General features: G+C 68.3%; 12 protein-coding genes and 1 riboswitch. Of the genes, 4 read left to right on the top strand and 8 right to left on the bottom strand.

Features of this window, described 5'->3' with window-relative positions; genetic code table 11:
- The first annotated feature begins 121 nt into the window (after window positions 1–121).
- The gene (gene thrC, locus B3D50_RS00890) at window positions 122–1,510 is read left to right on the top strand and encodes a threonine synthase (protein ID WP_286948872.1); all 1,389 of its coding nucleotides are present in this window, start codon (window positions 122–124) and stop codon (window positions 1,508–1,510) included.
- 60 nt (window positions 1,511–1,570) lie between these two features.
- Entirely contained in the window at window positions 1,571–2,317 is a 747-nt protein-coding gene (locus B3D50_RS00885) for a glutaredoxin family protein (RefSeq protein WP_286948871.1), read from the top strand.
- Window positions 2,318–2,320: 3 nt separating this feature from the next.
- Here the strand turns inward: B3D50_RS00885 and B3D50_RS00880 are convergent, their stop codons facing one another.
- Both B3D50_RS00880 and B3D50_RS00875 read right to left on the bottom strand, forming a co-directional pair.
- Window positions 2,321–3,283 carry a homoserine kinase gene (locus B3D50_RS00880; RefSeq protein WP_286948870.1) on the bottom strand — a complete coding sequence of 321 codons (963 nt, stop codon included), beginning with the start codon at window positions 3,281–3,283 and terminating at the stop codon, window positions 2,321–2,323.
- 2 nt (window positions 3,284–3,285) lie between these two features.
- Window positions 3,286–5,022, bottom strand: a complete 1,737-nt coding sequence (locus B3D50_RS00875) for a homoserine dehydrogenase (RefSeq protein WP_286948869.1) — start codon at window positions 5,020–5,022, stop codon at window positions 3,286–3,288.
- A 455-nt stretch (window positions 5,023–5,477) separates the two neighbouring features.
- A riboswitch (SAM riboswitch) is annotated at window positions 5,478–5,604 on the top strand.
- An 82-nt stretch (window positions 5,605–5,686) separates the two neighbouring features.
- Here B3D50_RS00875 and metX point away from each other — a divergent pair.
- Together metX and metB are read left to right on the top strand one after the other, a co-directional pair.
- Window positions 5,687–6,751: a homoserine O-succinyltransferase MetX gene (metX, locus tag B3D50_RS00870; protein WP_286948868.1), complete on the top strand. Its 1,065-nt coding sequence runs from the start codon at window positions 5,687–5,689 to the stop codon at window positions 6,749–6,751.
- Window positions 6,748–7,926, top strand: coding sequence for a cystathionine gamma-synthase (gene metB / locus B3D50_RS00865; protein WP_286948867.1), 1,179 nt, complete (start codon window positions 6,748–6,750; stop codon window positions 7,924–7,926). The genes metX and metB overlap by 4 nt, the downstream gene beginning before the upstream one ends.
- Window positions 7,927–7,937: 11 nt before the next feature.
- On the opposite strand, the gene B3D50_RS00860 is transcribed toward metB, so the two are convergent.
- The 6 genes from B3D50_RS00860 to B3D50_RS00835 all read right to left on the bottom strand — a co-directional run bounded on the left by B3D50_RS00860 (window position 7,938) and on the right by B3D50_RS00835 (window position 15,623).
- Window positions 7,938–9,761, bottom strand: a complete 1,824-nt coding sequence (locus B3D50_RS00860) for a methyl-accepting chemotaxis protein (protein ID WP_286948866.1) — start codon at window positions 9,759–9,761, stop codon at window positions 7,938–7,940.
- 98 nt (window positions 9,762–9,859) lie between these two features.
- Window positions 9,860–10,681, bottom strand: coding sequence for a sulfite exporter TauE/SafE family protein (locus tag B3D50_RS00855; protein ID WP_003163761.1), 822 nt, complete (start codon window positions 10,679–10,681; stop codon window positions 9,860–9,862).
- A 68-nt stretch (window positions 10,682–10,749) separates the two neighbouring features.
- Window positions 10,750–11,721 carry a tRNA dihydrouridine(20/20a) synthase DusA gene (gene dusA, locus B3D50_RS00850; RefSeq protein WP_409516094.1) on the bottom strand — a complete coding sequence of 324 codons (972 nt, stop codon included), beginning with the start codon at window positions 11,719–11,721 and terminating at the stop codon, window positions 10,750–10,752.
- A gap of 293 nt (window positions 11,722–12,014) precedes the next feature.
- Window positions 12,015–13,583, bottom strand: a complete 1,569-nt coding sequence (locus B3D50_RS00845) for an MBL fold metallo-hydrolase (RefSeq protein ID WP_286948862.1) — start codon at window positions 13,581–13,583, stop codon at window positions 12,015–12,017.
- Between the two features lie 233 nt (window positions 13,584–13,816).
- Complete coding sequence (locus B3D50_RS00840) at window positions 13,817–14,374, bottom strand: lipocalin family protein (protein WP_286948861.1); 558 nt, start codon at window positions 14,372–14,374, stop codon at window positions 13,817–13,819.
- A 25-nt stretch (window positions 14,375–14,399) separates the two neighbouring features.
- Window positions 14,400–15,623 (bottom strand): SAM-dependent methyltransferase, encoded by a 1,224-nt coding sequence (locus B3D50_RS00835; RefSeq protein ID WP_286948858.1) that lies wholly within the window; start codon window positions 15,621–15,623, stop codon window positions 14,400–14,402.
- Window positions 15,624–15,651: the final 28 nt, after the last annotated feature.

The raw sequence follows: 15,651 nt of genomic DNA, 5'->3' as shown, positions 1-15,651 counted from the left end.
GATCAAGGCGCACGTCCGTCGTCGACTGAGCCAGGTTGTTGCGTCACGGCGCGAAAATTCCTTTCGCATACGCAAAATAATCATGACGAAGCGCCGGATCGCGGATAGAAACGACCCCGATATGACGACCTCCCCTGATCGCTACATCTCGACGCGCGGCGACGCCGCTCCCACCCGCTTCAGCGACGCCCTGTTGCGCGGCATCGCGCCGGACGGCGGCCTCTACATGCCGCAGGCCTGGCCCTCCCTGCCCGCCGACGCGACACGTCCCGGCCGCGGCTACGCCGAGATCGCCAAGGCTGCTATAGCGCCCTTCATCGGCGACGCCCTGCCTGCAGGCGCGCTGGACCGCGCTCTGGAACGCCTGACCAAGGGCTTCGACCATCCGCTGGTGACGCCGCTGGTCGAGCTGGAGCCCGGCCTGTTCGTGCTCGAACTGTTCCACGGCCCCACGGCGGCGTTCAAGGATCTAGCCATGCAGTTGGTCGCCGCCCTGTCGGACGAGGCCCTGGCCGCGACGGGCGAGACCCTGACCCTGCTGACCGCCACCAGCGGCGACACCGGCGCCGCCGCCGTGCGCGCCTTCGCGGGCGCTGAGCGCATCAAGCTGATCGTCCTGCACCCGCTGGACCGCGTCTCGCCGGTGCAGCGCAAGCAGATGACGACGGTCGAGGCGGACAACGTCCTGAACCTGGCCGTGCGCGGCGACTTCGACGACTGCCAGCGTCTGGTGAAGGGGCTGCTGGCCGAGGAATCTTTGCGCGAACAGGGCCGTCTGTCCTCGGTCAACTCGATCAACTGGGGCCGTCTGGCGGGCCAGATTCCCTATTACGTCTCGGCCACGGCCCAACTGGGCCAAGCCGCGACCTTCGTGGTGCCGACCGGCAATTTCGGCGACGCCTTCGCCGGGATCGCCGCCAGGAAGATGGGCCTGCCCGCCGCCGGCTTCGTCGCCGCCGTCAATCAGAACGACGCCCTGGCCCGCGCCATCAACGACGGCGTTTACGCCCGTCGCCCGGCGGTCAAGAGCGGCAGCGTGTCGATGGACGTGCAGGCGCCGTCCAACTTCGAGCGTCTGGTGTATGAAGCGTCCGGCCGCGACGCCGAGACGACCCGCGCCGTGTTCGAAACCTTCGCGCGCGAGGGGGCCGTCACCCTGCCCTCCGACCTGCTGGCCGCCCTACGCGCCGAGGTTTCGGCCGTATCGGTCGATGAGGCGACGACAAAGGCCGAGATCGCCCACGCCCATGCAACCTGGGGCCGCGTCGTCTGCCCGCACACGGCCGTCGCCCTGGCCGCCGCGCGCCGCCTGGACCGCAACGGCGCGCCCATCGTCGCCCTGTCCACGGCCCACCCGTCCAAGTTCGGCGCCTTCGTCTCGGACGTCATCGGCGCCGAGCCGGAACCGGCCCCCGTCATCCGCGCCCTGGGCGACCGTCCCGAGCGGCTGACGGTGATCGAGAACACGCCCGAAGCGGCCCTGGCGGCGGTGAAGAGGTTCGCCGGGTAGGGCCATCCCCGAAGGAGCCTGAACCGTCCTGGTTCGTTGTCATCGGCGAAGGAGACGCCGATGCCTCGCAACACACGTCCCGTCGCTGTCCTCTATCGCATGGTCATGCCCGATCATGTCTGCCCCTGGGGCCTGAGAGCGCGACACCTGCTGAATTCCAAAGGTTATCAGGTCGATGACCGTTGGCTGGAGACCCGCGAAGCGACCGACGCCTTCAAGGCCGAGCATGGGGTGAAAACCACGCCGCAGACCTTCATCGACGGGCGCCGCATCGGCGGGTTCGACGACCTGCGTCGCTTTTTCGGGCTTCGGGTGCGCGACCCCGAGGCGACCAGCTATACGCCCGTTCTGGTCGTCTTCGCGGTCACGGCTCTGACGGCGCTGGCCGCCAGCCATGCCGCCTACGGCGCGCCGCTGACCGGCCGGACGATTGAGTGGTTCATCTCGTTCAGCATGTGCGTCCTGGGCATGCTGAAGCTGCAGAACCTGGACGGCTTCGCCACCATGTTCCTGAACTACGACCTTCTGGCGCGGCGCTGGGTTCCCTACGGCTGGGTCTACCCCTTCGCGGAGACGGGCGCGGGGGTGCTGATGACCGCCCACGCCCTCACCTGGCTATCCGCGCCCGTCGCCCTCTTCATCGGCGGCATCGGCGCCGCCTCGGTGTTCAAGGCCGTCTATATCGACAGGCGCGAGTTGAAGTGCGCCTGCGTCGGCGGGGACAGCAAGGTTCCGCTCGGCTTCCTGTCGCTGACCGAGAACCTGATGATGATCGCCATGGCCGTATGGATGCTGGCCCGGATGTGAGACCTAAGCCGGCTCCGCCGCCTTCCAGTAGTCCAGCCGCCGGAAGAAGGGCGTCGGATCTTTGGGCGTGACCAGATTGGCCGGGTCGTGGAACAGCCGGTCATGCAGGCGCGTCAGGGTGAAGCGCACCGCCGCCGCCGCGCCCAGTTCCGGCAGGGCCTGACGCTCGGCGTCCGACAGGGGCCGCACCGACTCATACCCCTTCTGGAAGGCACGTAGGGCTGACGGCATGGGCCGCCCCTCGGCGTCGAAGCCCCAGGCGCTGAGCGCGATGGCCAGGTCATAGGCCAGCACGTCGACGCAGGCGAAATAGAAGTCGATCACCCCGCCCACATCCGTCGCCCCATGCTCGTTCGTCGCGAACAGGACGTTGTCGGGGAAGTAGTCGGCGTGGATCGGCCCGCGCGGCAAGGCCGGGTCGCTCCACGGTCGGGCCAGATCGGGCAGCAGGCGCTGCATCTGCTCCAGCATCCGGCGATCCTCGCCCGCGGCGACCGTGTCGCAGCGCGCGGCCAGATCGGCCCAGGCGCGCGGCCCGACCGGATTTTCGCGCACGCCGTCATAGTCAGCCGCGTCCAGATGCAGCAGGGCCAGCACCTGACCGGCGCGATATTGGTCCTTGTCGGTCGGCTGGCGCTTCCAGGCGCCGGGCGTCCACTCGACGATGGCGGCGGCGCGGTCATTCAGGCGACCGATCACCCGCCCCTCCCGATCCGTCACCGGCGCGGGCGTCGGAAAGCCCTGCGCCGCCAGCCGCCCCGTCAGGCCGAGGCAGAACGGCAGGGCCGAGGCCTCGGTCCGCCCCTCGAACAGCGTCAGGACATAGGCGCCCCGTTCTGTCGTCAGACGATAGTTGGTGTTCTCGACCCCCTCGGCGATCGGGGTCAGTTCGACCAACCCGCCGAGAGGGTAGCGCATGAGATAGTCGTCGGCCTGTTGCGGCGTGACGGGCGTGAAGACGGCCATGACTAGACAAGCTCCGCAGCGGCGCGCCGGGCGCGCATGACGTCGGCCACATCGGCCAGCACGCTCTCGGTCGTGGCCCAGCGCCCCGCGCCGCGCCCCTTGCACGTCCACACCCGGCCGTCCTGACCATAGACCTTCAAGGCGTTGCGCTCTCCGTTCAGCGACAGGAAGAGCGCGTCTTCCAGTTCGCCGTCAAGGCGGACGTAAGGGTCCAGTTCGCCGTCGCGTTCGAAACAGGCGCCAATCTGGCGCACCGGCCGGTCGCCCAGCGCCGTTTCCGCCGACAGCACATCCCGCGGCAAGTCTTCAGGCGAGCGGCCGAAGGCCTCGAACGACAGCAGCTTGACCTTGGCCGCGGCGTCAAAGCCTTCCAGGTCCGACGAGGGGTCTTCCTCGGCGAAACCGGCGGCGCGGGCGTCGGCCAGGGCGTCGGAGAAGGTCGCCCCCTCGCCCAGACGTTGCAGCATGAAGTTGACCGTGCCGTTCAGCACCGCCTCGAAACCGACCACCGGACCGGCGGCGCGGGCGGCGCGCAGGGTCTCGATCATCGGCGAGCCGCCGCCGACCGAGGCCGACCAGGCGACGCGACAGCCGTTGACGTCGGCCAGGGCCTGAAGCCCCTTGGGATCGCGGGCCACGGCCTGCTTGTTGGCGCTGACCACGTCGCAGCCCGCCTCCAGCGCGCGGCGGATCAGGGCATGGCCCGCCTCCCCCTCGGACAGGGCCTCCAGCACCAGGTCCGGCTTCTTGGCCAGCAGGGCTTCGACGTCATTGGTGAACAGTTCGGCGGGCGCCGATACGTCACGTTTTTTCAAGGGGTTGCGGACCAGGACGCCGACCACTTCAAAGCGGCTGTCCGGCAGCAGGCGGCTGAGCAGGCCGCCGCCGACGACGCCGCAGCCCGCCACGGCGACCTTCAACGGCGCCGCCGCCTGCACCGGGCCCGGAGGCGCGCCGCGTTCGCCGACGATCGTGCCTTCGGCGCGGCCGAGCGCAGCGACTTCGATATCGACGCCCCGCGCCTCGGCCAGGTCGATGGCGTCGTGCTGGACCAGGGCGCCCCCGACCTGACGCGCCGTGTCCCAACTGGCGCGGCGATAGCGCAGCGGCGTGCCCGTTTCCGAGGCCGGATCGCGGTCGTAGAGGCCGTCGACGTCCTTCACCAGACGCACCCGCTTCAGGCCCAATTCGGCGGCCAGGACCACCGCCGTCAGGTCCGATCCGCCGCGGCCCAGCAGGGCCACCCGGCCGTTCGAACGCACCGCGCCGAAGCCCGGAACCACCACCACCTCATGCTCGGCCAGGGCCTGATGCAGACGCTCGCCCTTCAGCGACACGGGGCGGGCGTGCTGGGCCGGGCCTTCCGCGACGATGCCCAGTTCGCGCACCGACAGGCCGATGGCGTCCAGCCCCACCCGGTCGCAAGCCACGGCCACCAGGGCGGCGGCCTTTTCCTCGCCCAGCACGACATAGGCGGGCAGCAGCTCGTTCTCGTGATCCAGACCCAGGCTGCGGGCGTCGGCCAGCAGCTGATCCGTCTGCCCGGCCAGGGCCGAAACCACCGCCACAACCTTACGCCCGGCGCGGACGTGGCCGTAGATTTCGCTGGCGACGGCGGGGGCCTGGGACGCATCGCGCAGGACCGAGGAGCCGAACTTCAGCACCACCACATCGGCGGCGGGGGCGAGCGCTGCGACCGGTTTCGACTGATCGGCGACGAGGGCGAGAGAGGCGGACATGGGCGGTTTCCTGAAGGCTGGATCTGGGAGGATTTCGAGAGAAGTCGGCGGTGATCGGAGGTGGGTTCGGGCCAATAAAAAACCCGCCCGGAGGTCCGGGCGGGTGATCGGTTTTCTGCGTTGTCTCGCCTAGACGGCGCGCATCATCCGGTCCCCGCCCGCAAGGGCATGGTGGTGGTACCGGTGGTGGTAATCATGGACGCGAAGAGGCCCGTCGCCGAGGCGGCGATCGCAGTCGTCTTCATGCTGGCGAGGCGGTAAGGCACAGGCGGCGTCCGGTTGAAAATCGTGCCTTAGGGTGAGCCAGGGCGCCGCGTCGCGTCAACCCCGTGTCGGAATAATTTTTCGCGACATCGCCTCAAGGGGCCTATTTCGCCATCGCACCGAGGCGCTTTCGGTGAAACGGGGTGAAATTTTTCGCTTGACCGGCGCTCTTCGCAACCGCACCGTAAGCTCACTCATCAAGACCGGCTGAGGGATTAGGCCCTTTGACGCCGGGGCAACCATCGGGTTCCGCCCGAAACGGTGCCAACTCCTGCGGGGTTCTTCGGGCTTGCCTGATAGGACCGCGAGAGATGGGTGGAGCATCGACGAGGCGACGCTCCACAGGTCTGTCACTGCATGGGTTCCTTGGCGAGCCGTATTTGCTGAGTGACCGAGACCCATGACCCTGGCCCTTATCGACCCCGCTTCCGCTGAAGAGCCCGCCTGTCGTCCCGCTTCCGCGCGCCGTCCGTCCGAGCTGCTGCAACGCGACGGGGCCCATGACGTCGTGGTTCCGATCCCCGACGGTTTCGAGCTGGATTTCGGCGGAACCCTGACCCAGAAACAGGTCATCGGCCGCCTGCACGGCAAGGCTGACGCCCCCCTGATCGTGGTCGCGGGCGGCATTTCCGCCGATCGCTACGTCCACCGCACCGAGACAAAGGGGCTGGGCTGGTGGTCCGGCGCCGTGGGCGTGCGCGCGCCGATCGACCTGACCCGCTTCCGCGTCCTGGCCTTTGATTTCGCACCCGAATTCGGCGAAGGCGTGAAGGAGCCGAAAACGCCGCTGACCATCACCACCCAGGATCAGGCCCGGCTGCTGGCCCTGTTGCTGGACCATCTGGGGGTGGAGAAGGTCGCCGCCTTCGTCGGCTGTTCCTACGGCGGCATGATCGCCCTGGCCTTCGGCGAAATCTTCCCCGACTGGGCCGAGCAGCTGGTGGTCGTGTCCGCCGCCCACCGACCCCACCCGCTGGCCACCGCCTGGCGCGGCATCCAGCGCCGCATCCTGCAACTGGGCCTGGAGACGGGCCGCGTGGATCAGGCCGTCGGCCTGGCGCGCGAACTGGCCATGACCACCTATCGCACCCAGGAAGAGTTCGGCGACCGCTTCGATTCCGAGGCCCCCAGCCATGCGGGCCAGGCCTATCCGGTGTGCGACTATCTGCAGGCGCGCGGCCGGGCCTATCGCGACCGCACCACCCCCGCCCGCTGGCTCAGCCTGTCGGACTCCATCGACCGCCACCGCGTCGAGCCCGAGGCGATCACCGCCCCCGTCACCCTGGTCGGCTTCACCACCGACCGCCTGTGCCCCATCGACGACATGAGGGAGCTGGCCGACCGCCTGCCCAATCTCTGGCGCTTCGAACAGCACCCCTCCATCTACGGCCACGACGCCTTCCTGAAGGAAGACGCCCTAGTCGCCGACATCCTGACCTCCGTACTGAAGGACATCGACCAATGAGCCGCGCCCGTCCCGCCGATCCCCGCACCATCGCCGCCCGCTCGGGCGTCGATACGGACACGGCCCACGGCGCGGTCATGCCGGCGCTGTATCTGTCGTCCAACTATTCCTTCGCCGCCTTCGGCCAGCCGCGCAAATACGACTATTCGCGCTCGGGCAATCCGACCCGCGACGTGCTGGCCGAGACCTTGGCCGAGTTGGAAGGCGGCGCGGGCGCCGTCATCACCGCCACCGGCATGGCGGCGGTCGACCTGCCCCTGTCGCTGCTGGAGCCGGACGATCTGCTGATCGCGCCGCACGACTGTTACGGCGGCACCCACCGCCTGCTGACCGCCCGCGCGAAAAAGGGCCATTTCCGCGTCGCCTTCATCGATCAGAACGACAGCGCGGCGCTGGACGCCGCCCTGGCCGACGGGTGCAGGCTGGTGCTAGTCGAGACGCCGTCCAACCCCCTGCTGCGCGTCACCGACATCGCCGATGTCTGTCGCCGCGCCCACGCCGTGGGGGCCAAGGTCGTGTGCGACAACACCTTCCTGTCGCCGGCCCTGCAACGGCCGCTGGAGTTGGGCGCCGACATCGTGGTCCACTCGACCACCAAATACATCAACGGCCATTCCGACGTGGTCGGGGGCGCCGTGGTCGCAGCCGATCCGGCCGATCATGAAAAGCTGGCCTGGTGGGCCAACTGCCTGGGCGTCACCGGCTCGCCGTTCGACGCCTATCAGACCTTGCGCGGCCTGCGGACCCTGTTCACCCGCATCGAGCGCCAGCAGGCGACGGCCGGCCTGGTCGCGGCGGTGCTGGAGCTGCACCCGGCGGTCAAGGCCGTCCACTATCCGGGCCTGACCAGCCACCCCGGCCATGATCTGGCGGCGCGGCAACAGTCGGGGCCGGGGGCCATGCTCAGCTTCGAACTGAACGGCGGGACCGAGGCGGTGCGCCAGGTGATCGAACGGCTGGAGGTCTTCACCCTGGCCGAATCCCTGGGCGGGGTCGAAAGCCTGGTAGCCCACCCGGCCACCATGACCCACGCCGCCATGACGCCCGAGGCGCGGGTGACGGCAGGCATCACCGACGGCCTGCTGCGCCTGTCAGTCGGTCTGGAGCATCAGGACGACATCCTGGCCGACCTGACTCAGGCGCTGGATGCGGTGACGCTGAAGGCGGCGGCGTAAGCGCGGCCGGGCTAAGCCACAGCTCGCGCCAGGGCTGCCATCCGTCCGCGCGCATCCAGGTCGCGCGCATCGTCCAGAGCGAACTGACCCATCATGCGGTCCAGCTCGACCGCGTCGGAGGCCAGGGCGTGGCTGGCGGCGGTCGATTCCTCGACCATGGCCGCATTCTGCTGCGTCACCTGATCCATCTGGTTCACGGCGATGTTGACCTGCTGCAGGCCGCTGGACTGCTCGTGCGAGGAGGCGGCGATCTCTTCGGCGATGACGGTCAGGCGCTGGATCTGACCGGCGATCCGTTCCAGCGCATGGCCGGTGTCGCCCACCAGGGCCACGCCCGCGCCGACCTGACGGCCCGACTCCGTGATCAGGGCCTTGATCTCCTTGGCGGCCGAGGCCGAACGCTGAGCCAGGGCGCGAACCTCCGACGCCACCACGGCGAAGCCGCGCCCGGCATCGCCCGCCCGCGCCGCCTCGACGCCGGCGTTCAGCGCCAGCAGGTTGGTCTGGAAGGCGATCTCGTCGATCACGCCGATAATGGCCCCGATCTCGGACGAAGAGCGTTCGATCTCGCCCATGGCGGCGATGGCGCGGCCGACCACGGCCTGTCCTTCGACGGCTTCAAACTGGGCGCCGCGCACCACGCCGCCCGCCTCAAGCGCCCCTTCGGCCGAACGGGCCACGGTGGCGGTGATCTGCTCCAGGGCGGCGGCGGTCTCTTCCAGGCTGGCGGCCTGCTGTTCAGTGCGACGCGACAGGTCGTCAGACGCCTGTGAGATCTCACGTGCGCTGGCGCCGATGGCGGCGGCGCGCTCGACGATCACCCGCATCACGCCCTGCAGCTTGTCCATCGCCGCGTTGAAGTCGGCGCGCAGTCCTTCATACTCAGGCGCGAACGGGTCGTTGAGACGGAAGGCCAACTGGCCGTGCGACAGCCGATCCAGACCCTTGGCCACGCCCTCGACCACGCGGGCCTGCTGGCGGGCGGCCTCGGCGTCGCGCTCCGCCTGGGCCTGGCGTTCGATTTCGGCGGCGGCGCGGGCGGCCTCGGCCTCGGCTTCCAGGCGCACCTTCTCCTCGGCGTTCTGCTTGAAGGTCAGGACGGCGTCGGCCATGCGGCCGATCTCGTCGCGACGGCCGATCGCCGGAATGGCGACGTTCAGATCGCCGCCGGCCAGACGGGTCATGGCGCGCGTCATGGCCTCGACCGGGCGGCTCAGCGCCCCGATCAGCCACAGGGCCGCGCCCACGGCGATACCCAGGGCCAGCACCCCGCCCACAGCGAAGGCGAAATAGGCCTCAGTGAAGGCGAAGGCCTTGGCCTCGGCGCGAGCCTGGGCGTGAACGGCCTCCTTGTCGCGGATCGAACCGACCGCCTGGCGAATGTCCGACAGGCGCGCCGCCGTGGCCAGTTGAGCCAGGGCCTCCTGATGCGTCGCCGGGTCGCGCGCCAGGGCCATGACGCCTTCCGCGCTTTTCTCGAAGTCGGCCGTGGCGGCGATCAGCGCCGTCTGCTCGGCGGCGTAGGCGCCCTCGACATCGGACGCGGCCAGATCCGCCATCCGCGACTTCACGTCGGCGCCGCCCTGGTTGAAGGCCTCGATGAAGCCGGGATCGCGGCTGGCGACATAGCCGCGCATGGCGTTCTGCTGCTCTACGGCGGCGGCCATCAAACGGTCCGACGCCTTCATCACCTCGCGCGAGGCCGTGTCCGCCGCATCCGCGCGCTGCAGGGACGCCACGCACCACAGGACGATCAGGGTCGCCGCCCCGCACGCCGCGATCACCGCCATGAAGGACAGGATCAGCTTCTTGGGGACCGACAGGTTCTGCAACATGACTCTAAGGCTCGGGGAGAGAGGTTCAGCCTCGCTCCTAGCCCGCGCTTGTTCGACAAAGTGTTAGCGCCCGCCTGCGGGCATCTACTTAATCGTGGTCACAGCGCCTTCAGCACCACCGACAGGGCTGTCAGCAGCAGATAGACCGCAAAGGCCCGGCGCAGCATCTTCCGATCCAGCCGATGCGCCAGGCGCGCGCCATAGGGCGCCGTCAACGCCGTCAACAGCCCCATGATCACCGCCGCCGGCACATTGACGTAGCCCAGCGACAGCGGCGGCCGCCCCGGCGCGTCCCAGCCGAAGACGGCGAATCCCAGAGCCGCCGCCGCGCCGATGGCCAGGCCGAAGCCCGAGGCCGTCGCCACCGCCTGATGGATCGGCCGCCCGCACAGGGTCATGGTCATGCCGCCGAAACTGCCGCCCCCGACGCCCATCATGGCCGACAGCAGGCCGATGCCCGTGCCCACGCCGCGCCGCCCCCAGCCGGTCGGCATATCCTTTCGCAAGGTGAACCGTTCGGGCAGCAGCCCCATCTGCGCCGCGATCAGCAGCAGGCAGACGCCATAGACGATCGCCAACCCCTCCATGGAGGTGAAGCCCGCGACCGCCGCCCCGATCAGACCGCCGAACGCCACCCAGGGCGTCCAGGTCTTCAACACCTGCTCATCCACCGCCCCATGCGCCCGGTGCGTCGCCAGCGAACGCAGCGAAGTGGCGACGATGGTCAGCAGCGAGGTGCCGATGGCGACGTGCAGATTGCTCTCGCCCCCCACGCCCAGCACCGAGAAGGCGTAGAACAGCGCCGGCACCAGCACTGTCCCGCCGCCCACGCCGAACAGGCCGCCGATCACCCCCGCAACCGCCCCCGCCCCGACCAGGGCGGCGAGCATCAGGGCGAGTTCGGACAGGGGCAGGGTCATGAGCCATGGCTTAGCCGTCCGCCGTCGCGCCGTCAGCCCCTTCGCCGAGATCAGCGGAGGCGAGCGATCTACGCCGCCTTGCGCGCCTCGGCCTCGCGCACGGCTTCGACCGCGCGATCGACGACCTCCAGCCCCGCGCCGGGCTTCACGCCTTCGACCGTCAGGATGCGGCGGAAGGCGCGCGCCCCCGCCCGGCCGTGCATCAGGCCCAGCATGTGCCGGGTCATGCCGGCCAGGTTCGCCCCCTCCTCCAACCGCGCGGCCATATAGGGTCGGTAGCGCTCTAGCGCCTCGAACACATCCACGTCCGGCGTCGTCTCGCCGAAGATGCGTCGATCCACCTGCCCCATCAGCGCCGGTTCGTGATAGGCGGCGCGACCCAGCATGACGCCGTCCAGCTGCACGCCGTCAGACGCATCCAGGTGGGCCTCGGCCTGATCCAGGTCGCCGATGCCGCCGTTGATGCTGATGCTCAGATGCGGCCGTTCGCGCTTCAGCCGCCGCACCAGCGCATAGTCCAGCGGCGGCACGTCGCGGTTCTCCTTGGGCGACAATCCCTTCAGCCACGCCTTGCGCGCGTGAATGATGAAGCTGTCGATGCCGACGGCGGCCGAGGCGTCGACCGTGGCGAACAGGCTGATCTCAGGGTCTTGATCGTCCACGCCGATGCGGCATTTGACGGTGGCCGGAACACTGACCGCCTCCTTGATCGCCGCCATGCAGTCGGCCACCAGTTCAGGCTCGCGCATCAGGCAGGCGCCGAACTTGCCCGACTGCACCCGATCCGAAGGGCAGCCGACGTTCAGATTGATCTCGTCATAGCCATAGGCCTCGCCGATCTTCGCCGCCTCGGCCAATTGGGCCGGGTCCGACCCGCCCAGTTGCAGCGCCACGGGATGCTCCACCGCGTCAAAGCCCAGCAGGCGGTCGCGGTCGCCGTGGATCACCGCCGGGGCCGTCACCATCTCCGTATAGAGCAGGGCGCGTGTGCTCAGGGCGCGGTGAAACGCCCGGCAATTGCGGTCGGTCCAGTCCATCATCGGGGCCACGGATAGCCTACGATCTTGATTTGTCAGCATTTTCATTAAGATCAAAATGTTGGAAGGCGACGTGTGCACTCGAACTTGCGACGTGTTGCGACATTTGCCGAGTTTCGACACCTGACACACACAGAGCGTGCACGAAATGGCGACCTACTCGAAACTCCCGTCAGGAACGTGGCGCGCCCAGCCGAGACGGAAGGGTCGCTATATAAGCGAGACCTTCCTCAAACGCGATGACGCGCGCCGGTGGGCCGCCGAAGCCGAGGGGCGGATCGATCGCGGCGAGGTCCCTACCCCCTCAATCGCGCCAACAGGGCCTCGCGAGCCTCGTCGTCAGGCGCGCCTTGCAGGGCCTCGTTGATGTCGCCGAGCAGCGCGGCGCGCCCGTTGCGCCAGTCAGGCCGGCTCGCCGCCCCAGGCCTCAGCCGCCCAACGGCCCCCAGCGGCTGCGCCTCTGTCGCTGTGAGAGCGAACGCCGAATCCAGCATCGGCGTGACGATGGCTTCGGCCTCCACGCCCGCCCGCATGAGACGGGACGCCAGGCCGGAACGCGCGTCAGGCTCGCCGTGGGTCAGGAAGACCTTTCCCGTCATCGGCATGCGGCCCTTGAGCCATTCCACCAGGCCGTCGGCGTCGGCATGAGCCGAGTAGGCGTCTATTTCGCGTATGCGCGCATTGACCCGTACGTCATCCCCCTGGATGCGGACCAGTCGGCTCCCTTCCAACAACACCCGCCCCAAGGTTCCCACGGCTTGAAAACCGGTGATCAGGACCGTCGTTTCACGGCGCCAGAGCAATCGCTTCAGATGCCGCCTGATGCGGCCCGCGTCGCACATGCCGCTGCCCGCCAGGATGATGTGCCAGTCGCGCAGCCGCTCCAGCCCATCGCTTTCCTGAGGCCGCATCAGATAGTGAAGGCGCGTCGCGCCGCGAAGCTCCAGATAGGGGTTCTCCTCCGCCTCGGCGTTCCATCCGCGCCTCAGAAAGACATCGGTCGCTTCGATCGCCAGCGGCGAGTCGAGGAAGATCTCGGTCGCCAGCTCCGGCTCATCGCGCATCACCGCCAGAAGATCCAAGATCAGTTCCTGGGCCCGGCCGACGGCGAAACTCGGCATCAGCAACGGCCCCCCGGCCGCCTTGGCGTCGTGCATCTCCTTGGCCAGCAGAGCCCGACGCGCTTCGGGCGTCAGGGCCTGGCGAACGCGGTCGCCATAGGTGGATTCCAGGATCACATGATCGACCCCGACCGGGCCGTCAGGCGTGGGCAGCAAGGGTTGATGGCCGGATCCCAGATCGCCCGAGAACAATAGCCGCACCGGCCCTTTGTCCTCATGGAGCACAACCTCAATGGAGGCGGCGCCCAGCAGGTGCCCGGCAGGCCACCACCGAGCCTGGATTCCCGGCAGCGGGTCGATCATTTCGCCGAACTTGACGGTCTGAAACAGCCGCAACGTCGGCGCGACGTCCGCCGTCGTATAGATGGGCTCTACCGCGCGGACGCCCCGCCTCTGGTTGCGGCGGTTCAGATGGGCGACGTCGCCTTCCTGGATCTCCGCCGCGTCGGCCAGCATGACCTCGCAAAGATCGCGCGTGGCCCGTGTGGCGTAGATAGGCCCCCGATAGCCCGCCCTCACCAGCTTGGGCAGCAGGCCGGAGTGATCGATATGCGCATGGGTCAGCAGGACGGCGTCGATCGAATCCGCCTCGAACGGCAAGGGCTCGTAGTTCAGCGCCTTGAGCGACTTGGAGCCCTGGAACATCCCGCAATCCACCAGGAAGCGCGCGCCGCCGCTCTCCACCAGCATGCACGACCCCGTGACGCATTCCGCCGCGCCGTGAAAGGCGACGTTGACGCTCATGACGCTCGCTCCCTGTCTTCGTCAGTCGTCGGGACGCCGCGCCGCCGGGATACAAAGCGGAAAGTCTCTTGCGGCGAACGCCGATCACCATCTCACCGAAGTCGAAAGGCCATTTGACCATCGTCAATTCTTGTACGGTCCAGGAACAAGAATGAGCCGTAGAAGTCCCCGCCGTCTTGGCGACGCTGAGTGGGACGTCACACAACGGCAAGGGCGTCGGATCGACGTGATCCCTAGTGTCGGACTTCCCGCACAATGGAGAGGTCGTAGCCGAGCGCCTTCGCGCGCTCCATGATGGCGGCGCGCGTCGGGGCGGACGGCTGGGCGGTGCGGCTCAGCAGCCAGAGATAGCGCCCCGACGGTTCGCCGACGATCGACCACGAATAGTCGTCGGCCCGGTCCAGCACCCAATAATCGCCCAAGTAGAAGGGACCGAAGAAGGAGACCTTGAGCTTGGCGTTCTGGCCGCCCGGCACGACCTTGGCCCTGCCTTGCGCCGTCTTCACAGGACCGTCGACCGCACCCTGGCGGCAGGTGTTCAGCACATTGACCAGACCGTCATCCCGCAGGGCGTATTCAGCCGTCACGGCTTCGCAGCCTTGTTCGAAACCGTTCTCATAGCGCCCGATCTCGTACCAAAGCCCCGCGTAGCGCGTCAGGTCCACGGCCTTGGCGGGCTGGGGAACGGCCGGATTGCCGACAGGGCCGCGCTGCAACGTGGCGCAGGCGGAAAGAGCCGCGGCGGAGGTCGCCGCGATCAGAAGAATAAGGAAATGGCGTTTGAGGCTCATCGTCAGCTCCACAATCCAAGGGTAATCAGAGGGGGCGATCCAGGGCGATCTGGATCACGTCGGTGCGCCCCGAACGAAAACCCGCCTCGCAATAGGCCAGGTAGAAGCGCCAGAGACGGCGAAACCGGTCATCGAACGCCTGGCCGTCCTGGCGGATCTCCGTCCATGCGGCGTCGAACCGGCGCATCCATTCGGCCAGGGTGTCGGCGTAGTCCCCGCCGAAGCGTTCCACGGCCGTCCGGTTCAGTCCGGCGCTCTCGACCACGGGCGCCATCCTGGCCTCCGAGGGCAGCGAACCGCCGGGGAACACGTACTTCTGGATGAAGTCGGTGCGGGCGTCATACTCGTCGAACAGATCGTCCTGAATGGTGATGATCTGCAGTCCGGCGCGTCCGCCCGGCTTCAGGACGTCATGAACTTTCTGGAAGTAGGTCGGCCAGTATTCACGCCCCACGGCCTCGAACATCTCGATGGAGGCGACGCGATCGAAGCGCCCCTGAACGTCGCGATAGTCAATCAGGCGAATGTCCGCGCGCTCGGCCAGCCCCGCCTCGAACATCCGACGACGGGCGTAGTCGTGCTGCTCGCGCGAGATGGTCACGCCGGTGACGACGGCTCCGACTTCGCGCGCCGCGAACTCGGCGAAACCGCCCCAGCCGCAGCCGATCTCCAGCACGCTGTGACCCGGCTGCAGATCCATGAGGCGCGCCAGCGCGGCGTATTTCGCCCGTTGGGCCTCCTGCAGCGACTGGCCCGGCCGCTCGAACCGCGCCGCGGAGTAGGTCATGGAGGGGTCCAACCACGCCGAATAGAAGGCGTTGCCCAGATCATAGTGGGCGTGGATATTGCGGCGCGATCCGCGACGACTGTTGCGGTTCAGCCTATGGCCCAGCCAGTTGACCGCGTTCATCAGGGGATTGCCGTCGAACAGGCGCCTGATGTGGTCATAGTTGTTGACCAGGGTCTCCAGCAGAACCGCCAGGTCCGGCGTATCCCACTCCCCCGCCATATAGCCCTCGGCGAAACCGATGTCGCCGCTCTTCAGCACCCGGGCGGCGAAGCGCGGATCGCGGATGACCAGAACGGCCGAATGCCCCGGCGATCGGCCGGTCAGTTGTCGGCTCGCGCCGTCGGGCAGCACCAGGGTTAGCCGCCCCCAGGTCCAGTTCGAGGACAACAGCCGCAGCAGCAGGTCGAGCACAGGGGTCGATGCCTTTTCCCGCCGGTCGCCGTAGAAGGTCGTGGTCATGGCGTCACAAGCCTCTTGCGTAACAGCG

The sequence above is a fragment of the Brevundimonas sp. UBA7507 genome (assembly GCF_002478355.1).
Taxonomy (GTDB): Bacteria; Pseudomonadota; Alphaproteobacteria; order Caulobacterales; family Caulobacteraceae; genus Brevundimonas; species Brevundimonas diminuta_D.
Note: the sequence above shows the minus strand (reverse complement) of the source record. Positions and strands in the feature narration are given on the sequence as shown.